This is a genomic window from Gammaproteobacteria bacterium (genome assembly GCA_029882975.1).
GTDB lineage: Bacteria > Pseudomonadota > Gammaproteobacteria > SZUA-152 > SZUA-152 > JAJDNG01.
Genome location: JAOUJW010000036.1, coordinates 20,683 through 45,631 on the forward strand (window position 1 = coordinate 20,683; position 24,949 = coordinate 45,631).

Sequence of the window (24,949 nt, forward strand, 5' to 3'; positions counted from 1 at the left end):
CCTTGCATTGTTTATGTTCATATGGAAAACGTTCATGGCCAAAAAGGATCAGCAATCCATTCACGTATTAATTCACGCTCCGGATCATCGAGCGATGATACCGCATCAACCAGGTCGAACCCATACCGTTTGTTGCTGTGAAACCAAACTGACGCAAAAAACTTTGCTATGTGCACCTCTCCTGGCGACATGACAGCAATTTCACGTTCAAACAATTCTACATCCAAACTCTTAGATTTAACATCCCACAAGTGATCAATTCGTGGTACACGATAGAGCATGAGAAAAAATAACTGTTGGCCATCCGATAACTTGGAAAATGCTAGGTCATACTCTTCCTGAGCCTGTTTATCCAAACGCTTTTTCTCCAACTCATCTGTCACAGCGAACCTCCTTATAATTTTTCTTGGCTCGTTGATCCACAACAAGAGCCAGTTTTGAGACAGCTTCCTGGTAGGAATCGCAAGGCATAACCATTTTGTTACCTGTCGCTTGGTTGATGCCACCCCAACAACGAAAAACTTCCCAACCAAGCAATCCGCGTTGAAGGAAAATCTGGTAGTACCTTTTTTTCTCGGAGTGTTCGAACCTTCTCACGATCCACTGTTCTTGGGGTTTTTTGTTATCCATCGAAAATCACCAAAACTCTGTAATAGTAGAGTATTCATTATAGCACAGCCGTGCTATAATGTAACTATTGTATCCGTTTGCTATACTTTGTTTTTAAGACGGATTTTATTACACTATTTAGACCCATTTTGGACCGTTTTTAGGGTGTATCGTATACCATGGTATGTGATACATACGTTTTACACTATAACACTGTACGCTAAATAACCACGCACAAATCCATCAATTACAGGAATCTTGATTTCGTAGAAAGGAGGTCAACATGACGCAACGAAATAGCACTACTATTACAGTAACAGAGCAACAATTGCTTAACGACATGGACGTTAGCAGCTGGGTGAAACAACAAATTAGCGAAACTACACAAGCGGACATTATTGATGCCACCCACAATGTTGAGCTATTAATCATGGTACTGGAACAACGGTGCATTGCACACGGACTGAAAGATGGAAAAACCACTTTCGAGTTAAGCAACGATGTAGTCTTTACCGAGCATGAACTCATCGCAGATCCTACGGTACAATATTGGTTGCGAATCCAGATTAAAGAAACCAGACAGCGTGATCCACTGGAAGCATTGAAAGACGCCCAATTACTGTTGGCCGTGTTGGAGCAACGTTGCATCAGAATGGGTATCATTCAACGACACTAAAACATAGTTATGGGGAAAGCGGTATGCCAACGGATAATGTACATAGATTCTTAAACAAACTGACATTCAACCAAAAATACTTGGATAATTTAATGGACGAACCCACTCCATGTTTGTCGATTGGCATACTTCAAGAGCGAAAAAAAGAAGTCGGTTTCATTCTTTTAAGACCTGATGAAGACATTCCAGAGAACGTTACTAACCAAGGCTTTCAATTGGGTAACAGAATGGTCGGAGCCGATGCCAAAGAAAGTGTCATCCAACTGTCTTTCGCTTTTTACGATTACGGTGTTTACCACGGACTCGTTAATCCCAGCAACCCAGTCGTCAAACGAACCGTTGAACTCATGGTTAAGAATGAAGACTATCTGTTCATAGTGATTAATCCCAGTCAAAGGGCCGTGACCTTCCGATCGGAACTGGGCAAAGGAGATTATCTAGGGATTCACCACAATATGGATATGATCCGCAATGCCGTTACCAGCAACGAGAACTACGAATTAATATTCGACGCATTTGAGAATAATCCAAGCCCTCCGGGTAAAGTCGTACCGTGGGTCTGTCGAGAAGACAAATATTCTGATTTATCGGATGATGTCGTTGTAATCGGCCCTGCATAATCGAATAAGAAAAAGGAAACCTATATGCTTGTAGGATACGTCCGTGTTTCAAAAACTGATGGTTCCCAAGTTCTGGACATGCAATTGGACGCCATGAAGAAAGCCAAGGTGAAACCTAAGAACATTTACCGGGACAAGGCCTCTGGCAAACTGGATAACCGGTCAGGCCTTGAGGCCTGTTTGAAGGCGCTCAGGCCCAAAGATATATTGGTGGTCTATAAGCTGGACCGACTTGGACGAAGCCTTAAGCATTTGTTGGAGACCATCGAGAATCTGACGGAACGGAAGATCGGGTTTAGGGTGTTGACCGGACAGGGGGCTAAGATCGACACCACCACGCCAAGTGGTAAGTTGGTTTTCGGCATATTTGCGGCTCTTGCAGAGTTTGAACGAGAGTTGATTGTAGAGCGAACCAAAGCTGGCCTGGCCGCAGCGCGTGCAAGGGGCAGGGTAGGTGGGCGTAAGTGCGAACTCAGTAAATCTCAAGTGCGTTACTTGCAAGCAGCCATGAAACGACGGGATACGGTCGTGGCGGATCTCGCTGAGGAAATGGGTGTCACACGTGCTACACTTTATCGATACGTTGGCCCAAAAGGGCAACTGCGGGAGTATGGGAAACGGGTTTTGAAGAAATGAATACGCAATCAAATAAAATTATCCGCACTCCAGAACAACAGGGCCACGCAAGTCAAGTCTACGATAATTATCGTAGCGACCTCCTTAACAGGAGCCTATCGAACACGGAAAACTATGATAAAACAATTATCACATTATCTGCGGCAACCTTGGGTTTTTCAATGATTGCAATTAGATATGTTGTACCCTTAGAATCGGCGGAATACACATACTTGATTCAACTGGGCTGGTTTATGCTACCAACTTGTATTGCAGCTTCACTAGTCGCCTCCCTCATCGGCAACAAAGCAATCGACGTACAATTGGAGAACGCAAGGAATTACTACATTGAGGGTGAACAAGATGCGCTAAACAGGAAAAACATATATACAACAATAAACAAGTACCTAAATATATTTACTGGCATCGCATTTTTGTCAGCTCTTTTTCTTATAATTATATTCGTAACTGTTAACATCAAAAAGGAAACCGACATGGGTAAAGATAAATTCGATACAACTGATATACAAGGAACGCCTGTAAAGAAAAGTGCAGACATACCAACGATGGAACAAGTGCCAGGAACTACTCCCAATCCTCAAGGCAACAATAATGGGAACCAAACAAACAATAGTGGTAAAAAGCCAAAAAAATAGACATCCTAATTCGACCCGCTAGTATGTATTAGAAGATAACTATTGGTTTTCCTTGCCACCTGACTTTTCTGTTCGGGTCAGGTGCAGTATTATCTATTTCGTTACTAATAATATGGATAACCCAATGACTAAAGAAAATATCGAAATTACAGAATTAGAAGGAACACCACTAAGAGAAAGCGCGAATATACCAACGATGGAGCAAGTACCTGGCACGTCACCAACTGATACTCAAGGTGATGATAATACGAATAACACAAACAACAACTGTAGCGACTCAAAGAAATAGCCAAGGTAAAGCATGGAACACAATTTTGAGCGACTAAAGGCACATATATTACCACGCTCTAACGCCAATACATTCCAGTCAGCCAGGAACGAATGGAAACTTGTGGGCGTGGAACTACGCCAAAGCTGGAGCCATTGTCCGTGCGGACAGAAAATAAAAGAAAGATGTTATTTGGAAAATCAACTGAATGGTGCAAAAACATATGTAGGGAATGTGTGCGTTAATCGTTTTATAGGAATAGATACCGGTAATTTATTCGCAGGACTTAAACGTATTGCAGAAAATGACACAGCTAATGCTAATGAGGATTTAATAATCCACGCATATAATCTGGGATATATCTACGAAAAAGAATATCATTTTTTAATGCAGACAAAGCGAAAAATAAAACTTTCTGATAAGCAAAAATCTTGGAAACAAAAAATAAATCGAAGAATAGTTAATCAAACAGTGGTTCGATCAAGCGATTAGTATAATCTGTCGTCAAATACTTCGCTAATTTCTGATATGACTTTTTGATCTTGAAGAAGCTGTAAGTTTATTTTGTTAATGTCAGGTAGATTTTGACATGGACCTGATGGGTCATAAGACTTAAAGGTAAACACAATCGCGCTACCGTCAGGTGCGCTAAAGGTACAATTTAGACGCATGTAATTCGCTTCTCCATTAATTACCAAATTCATCGCTCTCACCTTGTCCACAAGATAGCTGGAATCCTGCTTTGCAACTGACTCCGCAATATATCCCTTTATTATCTCGTATTTCTCGCTAGACATCATGTGATTAATCCTTGTTCTATATTGCTAATAGCAAAGGGTAAAACCCAACTATTTAACTCATCCCCTGACCCACTATCACGAGTACCAGAAGTTAGTTAACTTAGCACAGATCAATTAGACGGTTCTGCGTATAGTGATTTACCCGCTATATCGATATCCATGTACTCGTAAATATTATTGTAGGACAAAAACTGGAATTCGTTGTGCAGTTTGTTTATAGCCTCTTCGTCAGTAATTTTAATTCGTGATTCATAATTTTTCCAAAAACCTGCGTTTGTAAAATTAACAGACCCTAAGTAGGCTTCATTATCATCAATAAGGAATATCTTTGCATGAACGAGAGAATGTCTGGAATTGAAGCCTTTCCCAGAATATGGTGACATCGGTATACTTAGACAGAATTTCGAACCGTACGTGTACCAATATATTGTTAAACAATTCAGAATCCGCAATCCTACGTAGAGAAATGGGAGCAGCATCACTGAGTAGTAAAAATAGTAAAGCTTATAACTAAAACCAATCGCTAATACAATTAGGACAAGGAACACCAATCCCAGCAAAATCCAACGCCACCTGTCACGCGCAGATTTAAGATATTCCTTAGTATGCTGCGTTTGGTAGATTAATTTTCTAAGACATTTATCGACATTGCGCTCCCCTGTTAGATCCGAACTGACAATCAACCGAACATCTACGCCATCCTCTACTTTTCTGTGTAACAAATCGACGAAATCACTGGATATATACGGAGATACTATTTTGACTGAAACTTTAGCGGACTGAATACTGTTAAGTATGTCGCGGCCAGCACCACGGCCAATATAAAGGTCACCATCCGATAGTCTACAATTATCTAGCATAATAACACTCGTAATTACAGTTTAAAGACCACATAGAGGTAGGTAAAAAATGTGTTAACAGTCATTCAAAATAATAACTTGTTTCAACTCTTCCGATTCTTTTCCTACAAACCATTTTTCTTCATCTCGAATATAGTCCACCACATAACCAAGACTATAGGGATGGTGGAAGAAGTGTTTTTGTGTATACCGGTCAGTACCACTAAAAAAAGCACCGAGATTGGGGTGGCTGTGATACCAACCAACAATAGTATTGCCGTCCACTAATAATTCTCTTGCCTTATTCCATACATCGGTCCCCATTTCCAAGGAGACATTGGTAGAGCGACATTCATCGCTTGGGACAGATTCAGTTATTTCCACCAAAACATAGTCACGTTTTAAAATGTGAGACTCATAAACCTTCCCAACAAGTAAACCACCCATTTCCATTGAATCTTGTTTTAAATGATTGTGTATCTTGTCCCTGACACTGTGGTACACGATAGGAAGCGGTGCAAATACCAACATCCGGGCAATTCGAGCAACATCTACAACAGGCAAACTGTTCAGTCTAGTGGTAACATCTATTGCTCGGAAGTCCGGTTCCATCGTTTTCCATTGGATCATGTTGCCATCCTGAAAACCGAACCGCAGCTAGGACATGTGATATTAAGAGTTTTACCAGCGGGTACACGCAGTGAAGCGGAACACTTATCACATGACACAAGAGTTTTACCGTCATTGGTATCACTTTTCCAAACTACGGAATTATTGATTCCCTGAGTTTCCACAAAAGAAGCGGTGGGAAAATACGTAGGGTATTGCCTAATTGCTCGTTCGTACCATTTCAATGCAGGAACGTTTGCAGGCGAACTCTTATTTAATATTGTCGTATCGAATATTAGAATCTTGATTATCCTTTTTATCAACAAATCCATACCGTGAGATGGCATCCATTTTGTTCCAAAGCATATTTTTCCAGTGCCGTAAACATTCGGATGAAATATTGGAGTTTTTATCGTCACCGCTGGTTCAACAAACGGATACCGCCCCAGAATACTAATATCCACTTCCGTTGTATCCTGAATCTTCTTGGGATAACTACTGGATGGCGCTGTCTGGTAGTCCAACCGTAGAGATATTCTGTTTATCGGGCTACCGCTAGTAGACAACAATTGAACTTTTCCATTCGTTGCACGCCCGAGATCCTCTATTTTTGAAATATCCAGTTTCAAACGATTACTTAGGCCATTCATGAACCAGCCACCAATACGGGCTGGATCTCAAGCACTGCTCCGTCCTTAACGCCATTCGCATTTAATGTGTTCGCAGGAACAATAGTCTTGCTTGTTGTCGTATCAACCAGACTATAATCAGTATCCGTGGGCAACTCCCACTTATCAATGATCGCCTGCAGGATATCCGCGCCGGTCAACTCATCCGCCACTACCATTCCATCTTTTTTGGTTTTATCGGCATTTTTTACTATCAGTTCTATCTCACTCACAACTAATCCTCCAGCTCAATTATAAAGTGTATATCGTCTGCATCTAACGTCAGGTACTTACAAGGCATAATTTGTCCTCTATGATGTTGAAGCAATTCTTCCACTGAAAAACTATCCTTGATATCCACAACAACGGATGCCGTGGTACAATGTTTACAAACTAGTAGACTCGAATCATAGTCGCTTGCAAGAGACAATTGTTTAACGTCATCACCGTGCTCATTATTGCAGTTCTCACAATAATGGCTGGTGAGAATTGGGTCGCTGGTTTGCAAATACAATTCACTATTCGAAATGTCCAAACTTCCGGTCAGGGTCTCATCAATCGTTCGGCTTGACGTAAGATAAATAGCTTTATTGTCACGGGAACTACAGGAAAAACACGCTTTATTCCTAGTAATTTCACTGACTGACGATACGCCGGTAATACTGTCAAGTAATACACGCCTGGCCGTGGAGTTGTCGTCACCATCGCCCAAACGCAACGCTGTAGATGTTGCCAAAGCACCGGCCATACTGGACGTAACAACAGTAGTAGGAATAGTCCGGGTCTCAAAAGACACTTTCTTCAGCCATCCGCACGAATATCGCTCGCTTTCCCTTTGATAAACACTATCCGGTAGAGTGTATTCATAACAAGCAGAATCGTCACCTTTAGAAAAAGGGTAGATTTCACAAACAGCAAAACGGCTATCTATTGCCGTGTTGACCAAATCAACAGACGCCACCATGCAAAGCTGATTCAGCCGTATTCTGGCTTCAAAATTATCGACGCAGCATATAACAACATCAAAGAAAGCAAGTTCCTTAATAGGGAGGGTATCCCAAAAATCTCCCTCATATTCCACGACAGTTACGTTAGGATCTAATTCCCGGACTCGTTGTGCAGCGACATGGACTTTACTCTGCCCAACGTCCGAGTCGCGGAATAAGACACTACGGGTTAAATTGTGTTTCTCTATCGTATCAAAGTCGAATAGAACGATTTTACCTACGCCCAGTAACGTAAGGTTTTTAGCTACCTCATTGCCAATGGCACCACAACCCACAACGCCAACGGTCAGTGAGTGCAATTTCTCTTGTGAAAACCAATCAATAAGGTTATGCCGGTTGTACCTTTCATCCATTGTAGTAGTCCAGAAGCTTTTTATAAGCCTGATTGAGAATTTTAGAAATCTCTTCGCCATAATCCTTCATGAACTCATCACTTTTATCCGGATGGTACAGCTTTATTTTTTTCCGATACATCCGCTTTACCTCATCTAGTGATGAATCTTTCGTCACTCCTAATAGCTCAAAAGGCGACATATTTCGCATTTTCTCAATGTTAGATTCGTAATCCGGAGTTAATTTCTTCCATTTAATCATTAGCTGACACCCAGAATCATAGATTTTCGATAGACAATAATTTCATACCCAAATATCTCGTGATTAACCACCAACCCACGTACTTTAACCTTTTTTGATTTGAGTGACCTAATATAATCTACACCCCCGACATGTTTTATGGATCCGGAAAAAAATACCAACTTGAACCCTTTTGTCCACGACTTATTTTCAAACATAACAGCATAGTCACTACCTCTTTTGCTTTCCTTCACCTCATGGACCAAGCCTTCAAAGGTAACCACTGATCCAATATAGTTCTTGTAATTCCTCAAAGTGACAACATCCGGTGTAAAGTCTGTACCACCGGTGGAATTACTGCGAATAAAGCGAGCGATGTTAACGGTATTACAACAAACGCACTTGGATTCGTTCATTTCCTTTACTACGAGAAAACTTTCCTCGTGGTAGAAAACACTGCATTTCATACACTGGAAAAGGATTCGGTTTTCATCCACCGGTTCGCCCGAGAATGCGTCGTGTAATCCCTCTAATTCGTCGTCAGGGACAATAGATCCTGTGCCTGAGGACATGTCAGGTGTAGTGAAAACTATCTTCGATGCACTGTTAGAGCGCGACGAATTAGGCCGGTATACGGTGGAATTACGCTCTGTTTTACCTGTACCTTGATGTCCAGGTGGGTACGAGTGACGAGAATGCGTTTGCTGAGATACTCTTGATCGGGGATTCGGTTGCGACGGAGGGCGAGACGGTTTGAAAAACGCTACTATTTTCCCTAGTAATTCAATAAGTACAGACAACGCCCAAAATAATAGAAAAAGCCCTACTATTGATACAATAAGTTCCATGTGGGTTATTCAAATGTTTTCCGGCCTTTTTTCCATTTATGGACCAGGCTCAGAGTTTCGAAAAGCGCATGTAAAGACAGAAATAGCTTTTTGAGGTTCAATTTAATGGACTCCAAGCGCTCACCAGTAGACTTTCAAATCTTTAATGGCCACATTCACCACTTTACGATTATTTGCAAGGAATGATAATGGACCATAACTCAGTTTGTCCCGACCGACCGATGTTACCCGAACCCTGGCTTCCCACTGGACTGTACGGGTTCCTCTACGAATAATGTCTCTGGCCCTATCCTCCGGCATTGAAAACATATCCCACTCTTTACCGTTAACAAAATAAATACCGTAATTCGCCGTATAATGCAAATAGCCAACTCTAGCAAAACCCGTATGGAAAGCGCCGGTCCGAAAATGATACTCACCTATATCACGTTCAAATCGCAATACATACTCTTTACGACTCGCCGCTTCATCCAAGCGTGCATCGACAACCGGAATGATTTGCCCCAGAATATCGTGTCGTCGAAATTCATTGCGTGAACGACGATATTCCTTCGACAGATAGTAAGCGAAAGAAGTATACGCCATTGGTTTGTCGACACGTGATTCATAGGCGTACATTACCTCATCCGGAGTCAGTATTCGTATACCATTAGAATAAACCGAAGGTTCTCCAAACTGCAAAATAGGTAATGTAAAACAACCCGTTAGTACTAGTAAAATAGACATTGCTACCACTACCCGAAACATAGAAACCCTCCCGAATAGGCAGGGTGTAAAACACCCTGCCAAGAAAAGTTAAGGAATAATAACTGAGCCGTCTTGCGGCGGTAGAATGTAACAGTCGATTCTACCGCTGTTATTGGAGGAACCGGACATCCAGTACGCCGGTGAGAAAGTCACATCGTTCGCATAGTTATATATTCTAAAGTAGATCTGAGAACCTACCGCGAATACTGGGTCACGTTCTGACGTGGACGCTATAGTCTGAATATCAAAGGCAGCATTACTCGAAGCGTTATCAGACAGTGATGTTGTAATATCGCCCAGCAACTGGTTTGGACCTGGAAGAACCGTTGTACGCCAAACCTCGACTTTCGATATCCGACTCAAGCTGCCAGAAAACTCTCCAGTAACACGACAGGTTGTCGTATTAACGTAAGTAAATGTGAAATCTGCAATACCAGGCGCTGGGTTAGATATCACAAAAGGTACAATTAACTCTGTCGTCAAACCGGACGTGTCGGTTGCCACTGCACGTAGCGTGTGATCACCATCATCGTACGATGTTGTAAATATGGTGGATATTGGATCAGTGAAATTAATAATGGTGTCGTGTAGGTTACCATCAATAAATAATGCCAAAGACTCGACGCCTAATGAATCCGACACAGTAGGTATCAAATCAAACAACTCTGAAATAGATTGCCCAGACGTCAAATTCAAACTCAGTTCGGGCGGTGTTGTATCAGAGATAAACGAAACCTCTGCCACGGTCTCAAAGCCCATGGAGTCAACCGCAACGACTTTGGCCAAGTGAGGGCCGTCTGTTAACGGCTGGACATTCACCAATGCGGTCGGAAGCACCGTGTCATCAACCATATACGTAGTGGAAACAATAGGTGTGGTGTCTGTGATATCAGCAGCTATCAACAGATCCAGTGTATGAATCGAATCGACAACCGGGTTCGTGATGTTCACTGCGGGTCGAGTGGTATCAACTGTGATACTCACTGCCGCACTATCCTGATGGCCTGCGAAATCTGTTGCAGCCACGGAAATGGAATGCACACCATCTGTCACTCCACCTAATGCAATAGTATTCGATGACTGTAATTCTCCATCGACAAAATACTCCGTAGTTTCAACACCAATTGCATCGGTAATTGTCGCCAGTATGTCGAAATCCGCTGAGTGATAACTGTTAGCCTCCGGAGAGTCAATAACGACCGTGGGTGGATTATTATCGATGCTAATATCCAACGAATGCACCGTATTATTACCCGCCGAGTCGGTCGCGCTCAAAGCCAAAGTAGCTGCCGAATCGCTTTCCGCCGTTGTATTGAAATTATACGGTGGCAATGGTGAACTGAAATCCGTATACGTGTTTAGCGCTGAACCATTGAGTAATAGCTGAACTCGATTTAGCTGCATATTGTCGAAGACATCTAACTGGATAGAGGCCTGGCCGCTTAAATAGGCACCGTTTGCCACATTCGGGATACTAGCGGTCGGGTTGGTATTATCGACCGTGTAATTGACCGCGCTTGGCGTGTCAAAACCAACGCCATTAGTAGCCAATACCCGGAAATTATGCACACCATCAGTGAATGCACTGCTGTTCACCTCAAATAATGGTGAAGTCGCACTGGTCGCGGTCGAATGTAGGGAATCATCAACATACAACGATGTATTGTTAATGCCCAACGGGTCGTTGACATCGGCAGTGAGATTGAAAGTGCCGCGCACATAGGCACCGTCAACAGGATTAATGTTCGAAATCGTTGTTCGACGATTAGCGAACGTCACATTAATATCGACAGTAAATTCACCATTAAACGCATTCGTAGCAACGATAGACAACGTATGACCACCATCTTGATACGAAGTGGTGTCTAATGTATGCGACACAGGATCGCCGTTGGTGAACACCTGTAAGTCATTGTTGTCGATTTGCAGTACGACGCTATTGAGGCCAAATACATCGGATACGTCCGCACTGAACACAACCGCATCACCTGATAGCACCTGGTCTGCGTTAATGGAAATATTCGTAATCGTTGGTTCTGTTGTATTAAGAGCGACCGGAGGTGTCCCGCCAAACATAGTGTCACCAGAATTGTTCCAGGCTTGCCCAATATTAAACAAGTCTGAGGAATCCAGTCCGGTCAAATTGCGAGTAGAGTTAGCAATAGTAAACATATTTTCCACAAGAACATGTCGGTATGTTTCTGTAGTCATCGAGATCGAACCCATATTTAACATACCGGATTCGGCTTGTCCGTTCAAAACACCATCATACCTAATGTCTTCATACGCTTTTTGTGCAAAAAGAATGCTATTGAAAAAATCATGAGGACTAGGCTCAGAGTTCATTTCGCTTATATACATGGTATATTGCGAGATTGATGCTGTTGCAAAACCGTAAAGGTGTCCAGGAGTGGTGAACGGCGTAGCATTCTGTATTGCAGTAATATCAATCGGTGTAGTTCTCAGAATATCTAACTCTAGTAAAGTACCAGCCCTAGTATTAGCTCTGTTAATCGCTTCTTCTACGCCCATACCAGTACTAATCAGATATTCTGCTAAACCACGTGCTATATTTGTAAAATATGTAATACTACTGGTGATTGGTTCGCCAGCGTACATCTGAACCACACATAATTCATCATTTTGACCCAAAAATACATTAGCATCTGATGCTTCTTCAATGTAATGAGCACCACTATTCCCGTCTGTACCACTAATACAAATCATAATAGGACCGTTAGGCGATTGCACATCTAGACTATACAATCCTGCCTGATCCGTAGTACCAGATCCTATAAGGTCCCCACGAATACCACCATCAAACGCATAAACAGAAACCTCTCCATCAAGTATCAGACCATCAAAAGCTGTACCGGATAGCGTTACAACAGGTCTCTCTGGTGACACATTACCATCCCCACCACTATCGCAACCGGCGATTAATAGAATGACTGCACTAAGAAAAACTAACCATTTCATTGTTATTCCCCCACTATTATTGAAATCATCATCCATGAATCAAATCCTTTTACGTATATTGAAATCAGTTACTAATCGTTACATTCACATCTGCGGAATTGACTAAATCCGAGTTATCCCATACTTTTACCGTAAATACATGTGGCCCGTTAAAAAATGAGTCGCTAGTAAAGCACATGAAAGGGATATCTTTGTTCGGCGGATAACTCAGATGTAGATCGTCTATCAAATACTCGACTATTCGGATTCCAGCAAGATCAGAAACAGCAGCTCTAATACAAAGAGTACCGCTGATAACACTACCTTCGGTTGGCGCTGTGACTTCAACCGACGGCAAAGTATTGTCGATAAACACCGTCACCGAATCACTGTTTTGCAAACCGGAAGTATCGGTCGCTTGAACCTCGATGTTGTAATTACCATCCGCGTAATCCGTCAACACAATGTCTGGAGACGCTAAGGCCTGGCCATCAATGGTCATCGATGATGAAGCGATACCTTGTGAGTCCGAGATATCGGCGGTAATGGTAAAATTACTGGTTAAAAAGCTGGCATCCGTCGGATTAGTAATCGACACAGTAGGAAGCGTGGTATCAAATGTTACCGCAATGCTGTCGTTACCCTCATGCCCAGCATCATCGAAGGCCTTGACCGTCACGTTATGTCCACCGTCTGCAAACAGAGACGGATCAACCGTCGCACTGGACAGTAAAGTGGTATCCACGTAGTACTCGGTAGAAACCACGCCCACGGTATCACTCGTGTTCGCAGTAACAGTGAAACCGGCAGTGGCCACGCTGTTAGTCACTGGATTAGTGATATTCACCACCGGCGGATTATTATCGATTACTACATTGGCAGATGCGATGCGGTTATTTCCCGCCAGATCATTGGCCGTAACCGCCAACACATGCTCGCCATCGGGAAACGCCGTTGTATCCAATGAATACGCCATAGGATCACTAAAAGTAGTAAAGCTTTGCTGGATTTCACCATCCAATAAAACGCTCGCCTGGCTCAAATACGTGTCACTGACAGCAAATTGAATACTTGGCGAACCAATCAACGTATCCATATTATTAACATTGATCAATGAAGCATCAGGCAAGGTATTGTCGATGGTGTAAGTCACCTCATGGTCTGACGTAAAGTCCAGTCCATTCACTACCCGAAATCCGAATAGATACGAGCCATCAGCATTCAACGTGCTATCAAACGGAACCGATGGGCTGGTCGTACCGATATTAGGATAGCGCACGGAATTGTTTATGATTCCATGCACGTTATTGATACCAAATGGATCGGAAACAGTCGCCGAAAAATCAAACGTCCCTCTCACATGAGTACCGTTCATGGGTAAGATGTTGGTCACGACGGTTTGTTCGTTATCAAACACCAGGTTAATCGTCTGGTTGGTTTCATCCCCGAACTGGCTGACAGCGCGAACCACCAACGTGTGATCGCCCTCGGCGTATTGGGTGGTATCCAGGTCGTACGATAACGGTTCACCTGGCAGCAGACCATCCAGTAGCGCACCGTCCAAGCGAAACTCAACACGATCCAAACCGTAAATTGCGGTCACATCGGCACTGATTGTGGTCGTCTGAAATACCGTTTGTCCGTCTGAGACTGAGACATTGGTAATAATCGGTTCTGTACCACTAAAAGGCACTACCGGCGCACCGCCAAAGATGTCATCGGTTGCACTATTAATTCGCTCACCAAATCCCTTATAGTCAATCGCATCCAGGCCCGACACATTGCGGTCCGATGATACAAACACAAACAAATGCATGGCGATATGGTGCCGGTAAGAACTCACATCAATCGGCACCTGGCCGAAGCTCAACAAACCGGATTCACCTTGACCATTAAGCACGCCGTCGTAACGAATATCCTCAAATGCCGTTTGTGAATAACGTAGCGAGTGGTAGTTTTGGTGAACTGGCGATTCTTGGTTTTGTTCGCTGACCGTTTGCGTGTATTGCGAAACAGCGGCCAAGGCCTGGCCGTAATATAATCCCTGGCTGTGCCGACTGGTTGCATTGGCAATATCGGTTGGATCCAAAGGTGGCGTCTCAACCGGGTTGGTGTTTATGACGCGGTAAACCGATTGTAATGAATTGGACAAAGCAATATTGGGCTGCATGCCGGTCCCGATCAAGTAAGCAGCTCGACTGTAAGCCAGGTGGGTAAAATGTGTAATCTGTGCGGTATGAGAGGTTTCTCCGGAGGCCTCGACCATCGCGCACAGTTCGTCATTTGCGCTGACTACTACGTCTACACCGCTCGACTCTTCTGTATAAGCAATATTGCTATTACCAGCCTCACCACTGGCGCAAACCAAAACCATCTGATCACTATCTACGTCACTCAAAGTGTAAGTACCCTGGAGATCCGAGCGCCCAGTAGCCAGCACATCTCCCCGGCTACCATTATCGAACGAATATGCGGTAACAACGGCATTACGAATGGCACCCAAATAAACGCCACCGGAAATTGTCGTTTTAACCACAGGCGGTGGATCGACGGGCGGCGGTGGTTGGTACGGTTCGTCGTTGTCGCAAGCAACCAACGCTGCTAGTACTAGCAGCCAACAACAATACTTAGCCTTAATAAGACTCACTGAAACACCTCCATGGCTTCTTCTATTTCCGCGTCACTGGCCTCATTGGTTGTACCAGCGTCACCGGGATACTGTTCTTCCAATCGAGTACGCCGATCAGATAACGTGCGTAAACTGACGGTCGGAATGGATACGGGATCTAATAAACGTTGTTTAAATATCCGACTTTTGTAATAAACGATTTTGTCCGCCAACACCGGGGAACTGGCTTCTATAAACACAATCGCTTTCTTGGCTTTCAACTGCATCACTTCATGCGGCAGCATGAGCTCACGTTTGGCCAAACTGGTGGACACACTGCTATGGCCGCTGGGATACTGCCGACTTTTATTGGTCGTGCGCATGGTTTTGAACCCCAACATACCGCTGACTTCTCGTGCGGTCTCCAGGTCATTGGGTGCCGATATGTACTTAATCTTAAAATTCTGCCGAAAGCTTTTCGCAGCGGCTACACCATATTTATCATCCAACTGTGTAATTCCTTGGATGATCGGCATAACTCGCACTTGATAGGATCGCAGGTAAGCAATACCTTTCTCAACAATGCTCAGGCGACCCAGTGAAGTGAATTCATCCAACAACATCAGTACCGAGTGTGGTTCATTATCACCAGGCTCTTTGCGTGTCAGCAAATCAATAACCTGCTGGAAGAACATATTCAACAACGGTTCCATGCGCTCAATGTTATCGGGTGTCACACCGACGTAAACCGACATAGGGTTTGTGCGTAGCTGCGTTAAATCAAAATCACTTCGAGACGTGGCCGCATCCACCAACGGATTTTCCCATAATTCCAGCCCAGCTCGCAGTGATGAGAGAACACCGGATCGTTCTTTCTCAGATTTCTGCAGGAATCCACGGAATCCACGCAAACACGACGAATCCAGATCGTGATCGACATCGACGATTTCTTCAATGGTGCCAACGATGTCGGTCGCTGAATTGAAGAAACGCAGAACATCACCGATACAGGTGTCACCGGGCACTCGATCAAACTGGAGAAGCACGGTAGCGATAAACAAAGATCGAGCGCTTGGGTTCCAAATATCACCCTTATCGTTGTGGCGTGGCCATAGAATATATGCGATTTTCTGAACGTCATTAATGCGGGTTGGACTACCCGGATCAATGACGTCCAATGGATTGTAAGAGAACGTCCTTCCCTCTGGATCGGACGGATTAAATAAGATGCATTGTTGTCCATGTTGTTGGCGAAACCCGGACGTTTTATTAAAATTCTCGTTCTTTATATCCAGACATACGACAGATCCAGGCCAATTCAATAAATTCGGTATAACCAGTCCGACGCCTTTACCGGAACCAGGCGGACAGTACGCAAGCACATGACCGTCGCCGTCATGGCTTAAAAAGCGCCATCGGTATTTACCCAACAAAATACCTTGCTTGGCACGAAGTCCGGCGGTTTGTATTTCGTTTTCTCGCGCAAAATGCGCATCACCGTATAAGTTTCGTTGTGATTTAGCATGCAAGGCTGAAATAACGATAACGGCCATAGACAATAATGTGATTAGACCTGTGTTAAACAGTGGGATCTTACTGCTATCGTTACCTTCAAAAAGTACTTGTAGTATGAACCAAGGTGCTTGCTCGAACGCCTCCAGTGAATGGGTAAACCAGCCATAATAGACAACACCCCACAAATACAGATAAATCCCTATTCCGAGAAATACCAATATCAGCCACTTTCTAACATCAGGCATAGGCATGATATATATCCTGCACATACAGACGGTCATCTTCGCGATCCCACTGGATCACCACGGGGATGATATTTTTTACGTACTCGATGATTTCAGCTTTACTCATGAGCATTCCCGACTGCATCACGAGCTGGGCAACCTTGTCATACGCCATATAAGGATTGTCTGCATGGACACTGGTTATGGAACCGGAATGCCCTGAATTGATCGCACTCAAATACGCTGCGGCCTCGTTGCCGCGCAGCTCACCGAGTATAATCCGATCAGGACGTAAACGTAGTGATGCCTCAAGCAACTGCTGTGGAGTCACATTGGCCACACCCTGGTCATTGCGCGAGTACAATAAACTGGCCACATTATCATGCTCAATAAATATCTCGGGCACGTCCTCTATTAAGACCAAACGCTCTTTAGACGGAATCAATGACAAGCAGGTGCGTAGAAAGGTCGTTTTACCCGTGCTTGTGCCGCCCGAAATGAGACAAGAGACCCGATTTTCAATAGCACATCGAATAAAGCCACTGATATTACCGGCCTTGTATAACGTACTCAGATGGCCATGTACGTCGTTTTCTTTGGCAGTGCGTTTACCCACAGAATCAAACGCACCCGCCGCTTCGTAATCTTCCAAAGTAAAGTTCAATGGTCGGTGTCGGCGCACCGCCATGACAAACGCATCCGATGGGCACGCCGGCGGTAACACGAACTGCGCCCGGCAACCGTCGGGCAACGTGGCCGACAACAACGGTGTGGATTCGTCCACGGTTTGATGAGTACTGCTGGCCACCAGGTCGGCCAGGGTGCGTAAATGTTCCGCAGAGAACTCATCGCTGTCTATTCGTTCAAACTTGCGATCCCACTCCACCCACACCTCACCCGGTCGATTCACAATGATTTCATTAACCGACTCATCCGTTAACAAATGCCGGATCGGTTCCAGATAAACATTGAGAACGTCGTGGTTCATGAACCCAGCTCCGCATTCGCTAACGCAGAGTAAAAATCCATGTCGCGTGAACAAAACACCTTGATCAAACTCCCTTGGTCAATGAAGTTGGTGGGCTGTATATCCGTTCCTTGGGCTAAGTCGGCGGAGGCTTGATTCTGAAACGCCATGGCCATGCGTTCTTTGTACGACTCACTGGCGGTAGCCCCTTCACCCGGATTTAGGTTACTGACACCGGCACCAATCAAACTCAGTAAAGCGGCATTACTGAAACGGTCAATAAAATGCTTATCCATCTGTCCGGCCACACCGGCGCGGCCCAAACCGTCAATACCGGGCGAACCTAGCTCAATATCAATGCCATCCGGACGAATGGCTCGCTGCCAAATAACATATACCCGCGCTTGGCCGTTTTGCACATCGGAGTTGTAAACACCGATTAACCGAGAGCCGGGAGGTAACAATACATTGCGACCGGTTTCCGCGTAGACCGGATAACTCACTACGGCGCGGATCATACCCGGTAATGTGGTGTTGATACCGGTCTCTAAAGTCGCGGTAATTATTTTGCCTTGCGCGATTCGATAATCCGTATTGCCAGTGGGCATCGCTCGCACCGTCTGTACCGATTCACGTTTTTGTTGTTCAGCAAATTTAAGATTCGGGTTAGAAGGACCACTTTGTCCCATCATCTCCGCCATTAAACCAGGGACAGCGCCTTGCTGTCCCGCCATTTGCTGCTGCATCATGGCCATCGCAAATTCATCTGAATATCCGTTAGATGCTGGCGCCGTACTTTTTGATGAATTCGAATCATAGATAACCGGCGATGCAGCCCAGCGCTCCAATTGTTCACGATCTTCGTTTGATTGGCCAGGTCGCATGGCGGGGTCAACACCGCCATAGGGCCGTGCTCGTCCATAGCTTGGCGGCCCTTGATAAGGACTACGGTGTCCGTTAACACCGGTATTATGCGCACCGTTGACGCCACCCGGCGCTCCGAAACCGGTCTTTACGGTGTTAAGACCAATAGCGCTCTGACTGCCCGACTGATCAATAGCATCCAGAGTATCGAGCTTACGTGGTTTTGCTGTTCGCTTAGGTTTGTTACTTACTGACGCTTCCTCATCCACAACCGTATAAAACGGTACATGTATTTCTGAGTCCGGCGCTATCTTGGGCGTTGATTCAAAACCGGTTCCGTAGTTTTTAGCCTCCTTAACTTGTTCTGTTTTCTCTTCATCGAAAATAAACAGTAATACGATAGCGACAACAACAACGACGCCCAGTATGCCCACTGGCCTCGCAACATTGTTTGCACTGTTGGACGTTACCGGCGAAATGGTGCGCTCTGTTAATATAGGGATGTCCTGTTCGTCCATAGCGTTCACCAACCGGCCCACTGTTCTTGCCAAGGTTCGCCAGAAGCGGTGGACGTTTCTTTGCGCTTACGAGATACCGAAGGTGGTGGTCTCTGTGTAGACGCATCCAATTTGACAATTGACGTTTGTAAATTTCCATGACGCAACGAAAATCGATCACTTAATCGTTCGACCACCATGTAACCCCCTTCCATGCGAAAGTTAAGCACCTCTTCATTGCGTTGTTTATCGACAGTAAGCACGGCGGGTAACGGCTTGTTCTTGGCAAATTTAAAATAGGTGAATGTACCATCATCGAATGCTTGAATCGGTGCGGTTTCTTGATCACCACTAAAATGGTAATTGAAATTAAGATTCGTTGCGGAAAGGCCTTGCTTAGTATGTCTAACTTTCTGGCGTTTTTGCTGTTGGAGTAATAATTGTTGTTGCCTAGATGCTTTGGCCAACTGTTCTTCCGGGTAAGTGTATTTCACTGAATACGTAATGCGCTTATCACGAGGATTTGTTGTCTTGCGAGCAATAAGTTCATAGTTGTAATTGCGTTTATTTGTTGCAACAAACATATTGGTCGTATTATCCGGTCTTGAAGGCTTAAGTGACAACCTATGGCCCAGCGGTTCGGCATGCCAACCGGTCGAATCACCCACAGCGACCTTTGTTATCAATTCATCCGGGGCGTACTCGATAATGATGTTGTAATTGTAATGTCCTAGCAAATGGGTCACATCAGTGGGGTGATAGGGAACTATTTTCACACGGTGATCTGCCCCTCCCGCTATAGGATCACTGCCCGAGTAAACGGGTAAGGCCAAAGTAATGGAAACCAGTAATAACAGGTATTTCCACGTTGTGTTGCTTATCATTGTTCTATCTCCCTACCTTTAATTACTTTCTGATTTTTCCGATACTTGGTGACTTGAAAACCCAAAGGGTTATCAAACCGAAACTCGCTGTCGTCCGGCAAGTTCACAAATTCAAAGTCCAATACCGCGGCCCAATAGCGTTTTTTAGTGGTTTTGTGAAGATTGTCCGTTGTCTCAAACTCCACATGCACCGCTTTTTTGTTCAAATGGTTCAAGGCGGTGATATACACGGTCCGTGTTTCGCCCTGTTTATACGTTCGCAATGGGCTGCGTGGTGATTTCTTTATCCAATGTACGTATTCGTTCGATGCCTCAACGTCGCTCAACGCTTGGACTTCTTTGTGCCTGGATTCCAGGTCGCGTGCATCCACGCGCTCGCGGGCCAGTATGTATCGAGACACAAAATATTCAATCATCGCTTCGTTTGGCGTGTACTGGGTCATGTCGAGTGGTCGCACCTCTCTTACCATGCCAGAACTATCGCGTTCCAGAAGATACGGTTCTTTCTCTTTTAACGGTAACAAGGCGGCCACAGCCAACACAGAGGCCAAGGCAATGAGACCGAAAAGGATGGAGAGAAAATAGTATCGATTACGTGTAACCAACGCCGATTCATAAACATCATAATTCCAGTCGTTTGCTGTTTTATAATAGGGAGATGATTTACTCATTAGTTATCCTTTTTTTGATCTTTTTTGGCTCTCCACCGATTGTAAGTTTTAGTAATGCCGTGAGCCGAACCGCTGGTATATTCTCTGAGGTTCATGGAACCCATAACAAAACCGCCGCCAATAGATGAAGCAATACCCTTAATTTGTCGAATCAAACCAATAGTGATAAATGCCACAAAAACAAACCCTAACAGTGACCCAAACGTCAGTGCCGATGCATTAACATCGTTTTGAATTGCATCTAATGGACGCTCCATAAGAAGCAACGACACGGCCAGCAACGCATAAAGCAGTATGGGAATGAATATATAGGTCATCAAATTCCGTAACCAACCCTCGAAAAATCCTCGCGTATTCTCAAATAACAAAAAAAGCATAAATATAGGTGTTGTACCCAACAGTACGGCAACAACCAATTTAGCAGACACGATCAGTAACGCCGAATACCCAACGACAACGACCGTAAAACCAGCCACCACGGCCCCCATTAACAAGGGGGTAAATCCGCTTTTTTCGAACAATATGGTAGAGGTACGAAAACCTTTTACGGCAAGAATATCGGCTCCGGCATTGATGTTGGACGTACCCTGAAAACGAAACCCGATAGAACTTGTGATGGCAGAAATCACTTGACCAGGTCCGTTGGTGAACAACAAATACAACTCTTCGGTCCAATCTTCCCAGTATTGGAGCACGCTAAATATCAGAATGAATTTGACAATATGTATGGTGGCTGCATTAACAGACGGCTGAATGACACCCCGCATGATACCGGCAAAGTAAAAAGCTAAATACAATATACCGCAAGCGGTGATCACACCGTCATAGGTGTTAACAAGATTCGTAAACACGTTGAATACGTATTCGTGCAATCCTTCGTCCAGATCGTTCAACACGGCTTGCAATGGGCCTTCGGCAGCTTTGACGTTCGCTAAATATTGACCGTCCTTGGTCATGAGTGACCGCCCGGTTGCAAAGAATTGGGACGTTGTGGCTTATGTACCGGCTCCCAAGGATCATTGACAGGGACCAGAGGACCGCTCAACTCCGGTGATTTCAAATCCTGAAAACCGCAACCGTAGAGTACGCTCGCTACAAGACTAATAACGATTAAACAACGCATCACCACGCTCCCGCTCCACTTGTCCCTGCTGTCCCGCCGACTGCATTTGCGCCAAAGTCGCTTGCAAATGCAGAATTTCAATCATGTTGCGGTTGAGTTCGGACAAAAATACGTTATTGATGTCCATCGCCTGTTTCATGGTCTCAGCGTTATCTGCCAGCTTCAATATCTCGTCAATCGCTTCTTGCCGATCTTCTATTGTTGCGTAGATTTGTCGCGCCGTCATATTCACCGCGCCGGTTTTGTAAGCGTGTTGTTCCTCTTGCCAGGCACGGCGCGAATTTGGGTTGCGTGGATACGCTTTGTCTCTGGGGAGCACCGAGTAAGGGTTAGTGTAGGCCGGTCCATTCCAATCATTATCGGAATTACCTTTGGTAATCTTACTGTGGGTTTTACCAGTAGATAAGATACGTCGCCAATCGTTGATGTCTTTTGGTTTATAACTAGGGTCTAGCAGACGCGCTGGACCATTCAGCCATTGGCCGTAACCGTTTTTCCCAGAAAGCGCTTCATACTGGCGCTGAACCTGTTTCCACTGGCGTTCCATTTGTTCCAACTGACGTATTTTTTGGCGGATCTGTATAATTTGAGTCTGATTGTTTATTCGTGTATTCATTTGAGTTAACGTGTTCTCTAATGCGTTCAATTTGTTTTGAATCCAATTCAATGGATCAAAAACCGGCATACCGCCCGCTTGAGCCGACATCGACATCAAACAAAATAATAAAACTAAACCACGCATGGGGTTTTCTCCTGTTGTTTTAACTTGCGAAGATTCTGTTCGCTGGCGCTGAGGATAGAAATCACCTCTTCCATCCCTGTTAGATCCAGCTTGGCAATCACCGAATCGTTACCGTGCTTAATCAGGAACGTGCGTTCTTCGGGGTTGAGCTGCTTAATTAACGCCACTTCGTGATCGGTCAAACCAAACGCTTTATAGGTCTGTTCGTTCGCCCGGTTATTGGGTAGAAATATATTCGTCGCCGTCTGCTGAATGACGGTGCGTAATATCCCTGATCCGGCTGCGTCGTCCGGGTCTTGAGTCGTGAATATAATCATGCCGTTTTTTTTACGGATGGTTTTTAAATCGTCTTCCAGATTTTGCGCGAAATACGGATCTTTCAAGTGCGCCCAACCTTCATCGATTGGAATGATCGTCGGTGAACCGTCCAAGCTGTGTTTGACTAGGTGCAGTAAATATTGATTCACCGGCAAACGCACGCTGGCGTCCTCCAATAGATAGGTCATATCAAAACCCACGCAACCATCCATGGACACGTGGTTGGTGGCATTATCGAACAAGTAAGCTTTGGGTCCATTGCCGTACCAAGGCCGTAACCGACCGGCCAACGACTCGGCGGTGCCTGTGCCAAACAGAGGCGCGACCAAACTCAAACGCCGTTTTTCCAATGGCATTTTATAGCTGCCTTCCACGGCGTTGTGGATTCGATCCACGTCGGTTGCCCCTAATGTTTCCCCGTTGCTGGTCAAAAGGGTCGCTAACCATTGAGCTAAAAACTGCCGGTGATACGGCGTATCGGGCAATTGCAACGGATTCATAAAACCGGGTTGGTCTGGGTTGATAATATGGTAATCGCCGCCCATGGCTTCGATCAGCAATTGCACGCCTCGATCTTTATCAAAGTAAATAGTGCGAGGTTTGTATTTCTGGCTCATGGCGACCAAGAAATTCATCAACAAGGTTTTACCACCACCGGATTGCCCAAAGATATTGGTGTTCGCTTTGGGCGGGCCAATCAGGTGTTCGCCCGGTTGATACGATGAACTGCTTTTCTCGTGAAAATTAAAGTAGTACGGCGCACCGCTGATGCTTTCTAACTGGCACACTGCCGCACCCCAAAAATTACCGTCCAAGCGCCCAATGGGCTGATTATGCAAGGACACAAAACTGGAAAAGTTATTGGTAGTCACTGGATTACGTCTGGCCAGGTACGAAGCGTTGCCCGGTAATTGCGCCCAAAACGCGGCCTCTAAATTCATATCCTCGCGCACCAACGCCAACCCAGCCAGAGACTTTTGTACCTCTGTGATCGCATCGCTCAGGCCTTGTTCGTTGTCTGCTAAGACCAGAATCGAAAATTGTTGGTATCCCAACCCCACACGGCCCGACTGTACATCGTCCATGGCCAGGGAAATTTCTTCTTTTTGGGATTCGGAGTAATCCTCGGCTTGCTCGAAAAACGTTTGCTGCTCATCCATCATCTTTAGCGCTTTTTGGCGCTCAATGAACTGGAAGCTATGGCACAGAATGTATTCGTGCTTAATGCGCAACAATTGATCCATCATCGTTGGGAATGTCTTTTCGCTGTACTCTTTCACCGAAAGAAGTGCGCCGTAGCGATCCTGCACCGGAGAGCGAAACACCATGGTTTCACCCTGGAAGAACAATCGGGACGTAGGCAGGTATTGACTCAATGCCATGTGTGGCAGAGCCAGCGGCCAGGAATAACCGTTGATCAATGTATGCAGGAACGCCAAAGGCTCAGAGGTGTTATCGCTAATCGGATCACCAACGACTTTAAGGCGTTCAGCGCCATAACTCTGCAACCCGGAAACCAACAGTTGAGTCACGTTATCCAGCTTCTTGGCCAAGCGTTGATAGTGTTCACGTCGGCTCTTACGATCTTTACCAAAAGACAGGGCACGCGAAACAAAGCCTCTGTCGTTTTTTATCACAATACTCAGGGTGTATTCATTGACGTAATTGGTACGATCCCTTAAGCGTTGTTGCCAATTGTCATTGAGTCGATCTGAAAAAGAGCCAGGTGTATAGTTGCCATCGGGATATTCATCCGAACGTGACCGTACACAATGACTGTAAACCGCAATAGAATCATCTGCAATGTTTTGCAGTAAGGTGCTGCGAAAATCCTTTTTCTGCTCAATCGATTCATCATCCAGGGTATCCGTAGGAATACCCTGGACTCGAATGAACTGGATCAACTGACCCCCTGTCGCCTGTATTGTGTAGGGGTCATAGTGGTGGGTATAAGGAATATGGGTCGAAGCAGTTTTCTCTGATTGGTCAATTTCGTAATTCTTAGTTTTGCTTTGACGTGTCTTGTGAAACAACATACAGCCC

26 protein-coding genes are annotated in these 24,949 nt (G+C 44.9%); 6 read left to right on the plus strand and 20 right to left on the minus strand.

All coding sequences use genetic code 11. The features are described from left to right. Positions 1–32: 32 nt before the first annotated feature. Entirely contained in the window at positions 33–383 is a 351-nt protein-coding gene (locus tag OEY58_19710; protein MDH5327687.1) for a hypothetical protein, read from the minus strand. A gap of 509 nt (positions 384–892) precedes the next feature. Between OEY58_19710 and OEY58_19715 the strand changes: the two genes are divergently transcribed. From OEY58_19715 to OEY58_19740, 6 genes are all read left to right on the plus strand, one after another. Then, positions 893–1,285 (plus strand): hypothetical protein, encoded by a 393-nt coding sequence (locus OEY58_19715; GenBank protein MDH5327688.1) that lies wholly within the window; start codon positions 893–895, stop codon positions 1,283–1,285. 23 nt (positions 1,286–1,308) lie between these two features. Beyond that, positions 1,309–1,905: a hypothetical protein gene (locus OEY58_19720; GenBank protein MDH5327689.1), complete on the plus strand. Its 597-nt coding sequence runs from the start codon at positions 1,309–1,311 to the stop codon at positions 1,903–1,905. 24 nt (positions 1,906–1,929) lie between these two features. Next, on the plus strand, positions 1,930–2,541 hold the full coding sequence (locus tag OEY58_19725; protein ID MDH5327690.1) for a recombinase family protein: 612 nt from the start codon (positions 1,930–1,932) through the stop codon (positions 2,539–2,541). Next, positions 2,538–3,176 carry a hypothetical protein gene (locus OEY58_19730; GenBank protein MDH5327691.1) on the plus strand — a complete coding sequence of 213 codons (639 nt, stop codon included), beginning with the start codon at positions 2,538–2,540 and terminating at the stop codon, positions 3,174–3,176. The genes OEY58_19725 and OEY58_19730 overlap by 4 nt, the downstream gene beginning before the upstream one ends. A 124-nt stretch (positions 3,177–3,300) precedes the next feature. Next, positions 3,301–3,465 carry a hypothetical protein gene (locus OEY58_19735; GenBank protein MDH5327692.1) on the plus strand — a complete coding sequence of 55 codons (165 nt, stop codon included), beginning with the start codon at positions 3,301–3,303 and terminating at the stop codon, positions 3,463–3,465. Positions 3,466–3,477: 12 nt separating this feature from the next. After that, positions 3,478–3,936, plus strand: a complete 459-nt coding sequence (locus OEY58_19740) for a hypothetical protein (protein MDH5327693.1) — start codon at positions 3,478–3,480, stop codon at positions 3,934–3,936. On the opposite strand, the gene OEY58_19745 is transcribed toward OEY58_19740, so the two are convergent. The 19 genes from OEY58_19745 to OEY58_19835 form a co-directional block, all read right to left on the minus strand. Beyond that, complete coding sequence (locus OEY58_19745) at positions 3,933–4,244, minus strand: hypothetical protein (GenBank protein ID MDH5327694.1); 312 nt, start codon at positions 4,242–4,244, stop codon at positions 3,933–3,935. The two genes, OEY58_19740 and OEY58_19745, sit on opposite strands and share 4 nt — an antisense overlap. Positions 4,245–5,158: 914 nt before the next feature. Next, entirely contained in the window at positions 5,159–5,713 is a 555-nt protein-coding gene (locus tag OEY58_19750; GenBank protein MDH5327695.1) for a Mov34/MPN/PAD-1 family protein, read from the minus strand. Continuing rightward, positions 5,710–6,342, minus strand: coding sequence for a hypothetical protein (locus OEY58_19755; protein ID MDH5327696.1), 633 nt, complete (start codon positions 6,340–6,342; stop codon positions 5,710–5,712). Before OEY58_19755 ends, OEY58_19750 begins: the two co-directional genes overlap by 4 nt. Continuing rightward, positions 6,339–6,593, minus strand: coding sequence for a hypothetical protein (locus OEY58_19760; protein MDH5327697.1), 255 nt, complete (start codon positions 6,591–6,593; stop codon positions 6,339–6,341). The genes OEY58_19755 and OEY58_19760 overlap by 4 nt, the downstream gene beginning before the upstream one ends. A 2-nt stretch (positions 6,594–6,595) precedes the next feature. Continuing rightward, positions 6,596–7,720: a ThiF family adenylyltransferase gene (locus OEY58_19765; protein MDH5327698.1), complete on the minus strand. Its 1,125-nt coding sequence runs from the start codon at positions 7,718–7,720 to the stop codon at positions 6,596–6,598. Then, on the minus strand, positions 7,713–7,961 hold the full coding sequence (locus OEY58_19770) for a J domain-containing protein (protein MDH5327699.1): 249 nt from the start codon (positions 7,959–7,961) through the stop codon (positions 7,713–7,715). The genes OEY58_19765 and OEY58_19770 overlap by 8 nt, the downstream gene beginning before the upstream one ends. Beyond that, complete coding sequence (locus tag OEY58_19775) at positions 7,961–8,356, minus strand: hypothetical protein (protein MDH5327700.1); 396 nt, start codon at positions 8,354–8,356, stop codon at positions 7,961–7,963. Before OEY58_19775 ends, OEY58_19770 begins: the two co-directional genes overlap by 1 nt. 552 nt (positions 8,357–8,908) lie before the next feature. Then, positions 8,909–9,514, minus strand: coding sequence for a hypothetical protein (locus OEY58_19780; GenBank protein ID MDH5327701.1), 606 nt, complete (start codon positions 9,512–9,514; stop codon positions 8,909–8,911). 69 nt (positions 9,515–9,583) lie between these two features. Continuing rightward, positions 9,584–12,550 (minus strand): Ig-like domain-containing protein, encoded by a 2,967-nt coding sequence (locus tag OEY58_19785; protein ID MDH5327702.1) that lies wholly within the window; start codon positions 12,548–12,550, stop codon positions 9,584–9,586. Positions 12,551–12,578: 28 nt separating this feature from the next. Beyond that, positions 12,579–15,140: an Ig-like domain-containing protein gene (locus tag OEY58_19790; GenBank protein ID MDH5327703.1), complete on the minus strand. Its 2,562-nt coding sequence runs from the start codon at positions 15,138–15,140 to the stop codon at positions 12,579–12,581. Then, on the minus strand, positions 15,137–16,867 hold the full coding sequence (locus tag OEY58_19795) for a type IV secretory system conjugative DNA transfer family protein (protein ID MDH5327704.1): 1,731 nt from the start codon (positions 16,865–16,867) through the stop codon (positions 15,137–15,139). Before OEY58_19795 ends, OEY58_19790 begins: the two co-directional genes overlap by 4 nt. Next, positions 16,854–17,828, minus strand: a complete 975-nt coding sequence (gene virB11 / locus OEY58_19800) for a P-type DNA transfer ATPase VirB11 (GenBank protein ID MDH5327705.1) — start codon at positions 17,826–17,828, stop codon at positions 16,854–16,856. The genes OEY58_19795 and virB11 overlap by 14 nt, the downstream gene beginning before the upstream one ends. Next, complete coding sequence (locus OEY58_19805; GenBank protein MDH5327706.1) at positions 17,825–19,189, minus strand: TrbI/VirB10 family protein; 1,365 nt, start codon at positions 19,187–19,189, stop codon at positions 17,825–17,827. The genes virB11 and OEY58_19805 overlap by 4 nt, the downstream gene beginning before the upstream one ends. Positions 19,190–19,194: 5 nt before the next feature. After that, positions 19,195–20,052 carry a P-type conjugative transfer protein VirB9 gene (gene virB9 / locus OEY58_19810; GenBank protein MDH5327707.1) on the minus strand — a complete coding sequence of 286 codons (858 nt, stop codon included), beginning with the start codon at positions 20,050–20,052 and terminating at the stop codon, positions 19,195–19,197. Beyond that, a complete protein-coding gene (locus OEY58_19815) occupies positions 20,049–20,723 on the minus strand; it encodes a VirB8/TrbF family protein (GenBank protein ID MDH5327708.1) in 675 nt (224 codons plus the stop codon). The genes virB9 and OEY58_19815 overlap by 4 nt, the downstream gene beginning before the upstream one ends. Continuing rightward, positions 20,723–21,679: a type IV secretion system protein gene (locus OEY58_19820; protein ID MDH5327709.1), complete on the minus strand. Its 957-nt coding sequence runs from the start codon at positions 21,677–21,679 to the stop codon at positions 20,723–20,725. The genes OEY58_19815 and OEY58_19820 overlap by 1 nt, the downstream gene beginning before the upstream one ends. Continuing rightward, the gene (locus OEY58_19825; GenBank protein MDH5327710.1) at positions 21,676–21,846 is read right to left on the minus strand and encodes a hypothetical protein; all 171 of its coding nucleotides are present in this window, start codon (positions 21,844–21,846) and stop codon (positions 21,676–21,678) included. The genes OEY58_19820 and OEY58_19825 overlap by 4 nt, the downstream gene beginning before the upstream one ends. Continuing rightward, a complete protein-coding gene (locus tag OEY58_19830) occupies positions 21,824–22,588 on the minus strand; it encodes a hypothetical protein (protein ID MDH5327711.1) in 765 nt (254 codons plus the stop codon). The genes OEY58_19825 and OEY58_19830 overlap by 23 nt, the downstream gene beginning before the upstream one ends. Beyond that, positions 22,576–24,942, minus strand: a complete 2,367-nt coding sequence (locus OEY58_19835) for a VirB4 family type IV secretion/conjugal transfer ATPase (GenBank protein ID MDH5327712.1) — start codon at positions 24,940–24,942, stop codon at positions 22,576–22,578. Before OEY58_19835 ends, OEY58_19830 begins: the two co-directional genes overlap by 13 nt. Positions 24,943–24,949: the final 7 nt, after the last annotated feature.

Bases quoted from the DNA above. Each gene is read 5' to 3' on its own strand.
- OEY58_19715 (MDH5327688.1), top strand. From the start codon at position 893: ATGACGCAACGAAATAGCACTACTATTACAGTAACAGAGCAACAATTG.
- OEY58_19720 (MDH5327689.1), top strand. From the start codon at position 1,309: ATGCCAACGGATAATGTACATAGATTCTTAAACAAACTGACATTCAAC.
- OEY58_19725 (MDH5327690.1), top strand. From the start codon at position 1,930: ATGCTTGTAGGATACGTCCGTGTTTCAAAAACTGATGGTTCCCAAGTT.
- OEY58_19730 (MDH5327691.1), top strand. From the start codon at position 2,538: ATGAATACGCAATCAAATAAAATTATCCGCACTCCAGAACAACAGGGC.
- OEY58_19735 (MDH5327692.1), top strand. From the start codon at position 3,301: ATGACTAAAGAAAATATCGAAATTACAGAATTAGAAGGAACACCACTA.
- OEY58_19740 (MDH5327693.1), top strand. From the start codon at position 3,478: ATGGAACACAATTTTGAGCGACTAAAGGCACATATATTACCACGCTCT.
- OEY58_19745 (MDH5327694.1), bottom strand. From the start codon at position 4,244: ATGATGTCTAGCGAGAAATACGAGATAATAAAGGGATATATTGCGGAG.
- OEY58_19750 (MDH5327695.1), bottom strand. From the start codon at position 5,713: ATGATCCAATGGAAAACGATGGAACCGGACTTCCGAGCAATAGATGTT.
- OEY58_19755 (MDH5327696.1), bottom strand. From the start codon at position 6,342: ATGAATGGCCTAAGTAATCGTTTGAAACTGGATATTTCAAAAATAGAG.
- OEY58_19765 (MDH5327698.1), bottom strand. From the start codon at position 7,720: ATGGATGAAAGGTACAACCGGCATAACCTTATTGATTGGTTTTCACAA.
- OEY58_19770 (MDH5327699.1), bottom strand. From the start codon at position 7,961: ATGATTAAATGGAAGAAATTAACTCCGGATTACGAATCTAACATTGAG.
- OEY58_19775 (MDH5327700.1), bottom strand. From the start codon at position 8,356: ATGAACGAATCCAAGTGCGTTTGTTGTAATACCGTTAACATCGCTCGC.
- OEY58_19780 (MDH5327701.1), bottom strand. From the start codon at position 9,514: ATGTCTATTTTACTAGTACTAACGGGTTGTTTTACATTACCTATTTTG.
- OEY58_19785 (MDH5327702.1), bottom strand. From the start codon at position 12,550: ATGGATGATGATTTCAATAATAGTGGGGGAATAACAATGAAATGGTTA.
- OEY58_19795 (MDH5327704.1), bottom strand. From the start codon at position 16,867: ATGCCTATGCCTGATGTTAGAAAGTGGCTGATATTGGTATTTCTCGGA.
- virB11 (MDH5327705.1), bottom strand. From the start codon at position 17,828: ATGAACCACGACGTTCTCAATGTTTATCTGGAACCGATCCGGCATTTG.
- OEY58_19805 (MDH5327706.1), bottom strand. From the start codon at position 19,189: ATGGACGAACAGGACATCCCTATATTAACAGAGCGCACCATTTCGCCG.
- virB9 (MDH5327707.1), bottom strand. From the start codon at position 20,052: ATGATAAGCAACACAACGTGGAAATACCTGTTATTACTGGTTTCCATT.
- OEY58_19815 (MDH5327708.1), bottom strand. From the start codon at position 20,723: ATGAGTAAATCATCTCCCTATTATAAAACAGCAAACGACTGGAATTAT.
- OEY58_19820 (MDH5327709.1), bottom strand. From the start codon at position 21,679: ATGACCAAGGACGGTCAATATTTAGCGAACGTCAAAGCTGCCGAAGGC.
- OEY58_19825 (MDH5327710.1), bottom strand. From the start codon at position 21,846: ATGCGTTGTTTAATCGTTATTAGTCTTGTAGCGAGCGTACTCTACGGT.
- OEY58_19830 (MDH5327711.1), bottom strand. From the start codon at position 22,588: ATGCGTGGTTTAGTTTTATTATTTTGTTTGATGTCGATGTCGGCTCAA.
- OEY58_19835 (MDH5327712.1), bottom strand. From the start codon at position 24,942: ATGTTGTTTCACAAGACACGTCAAAGCAAAACTAAGAATTACGAAATT.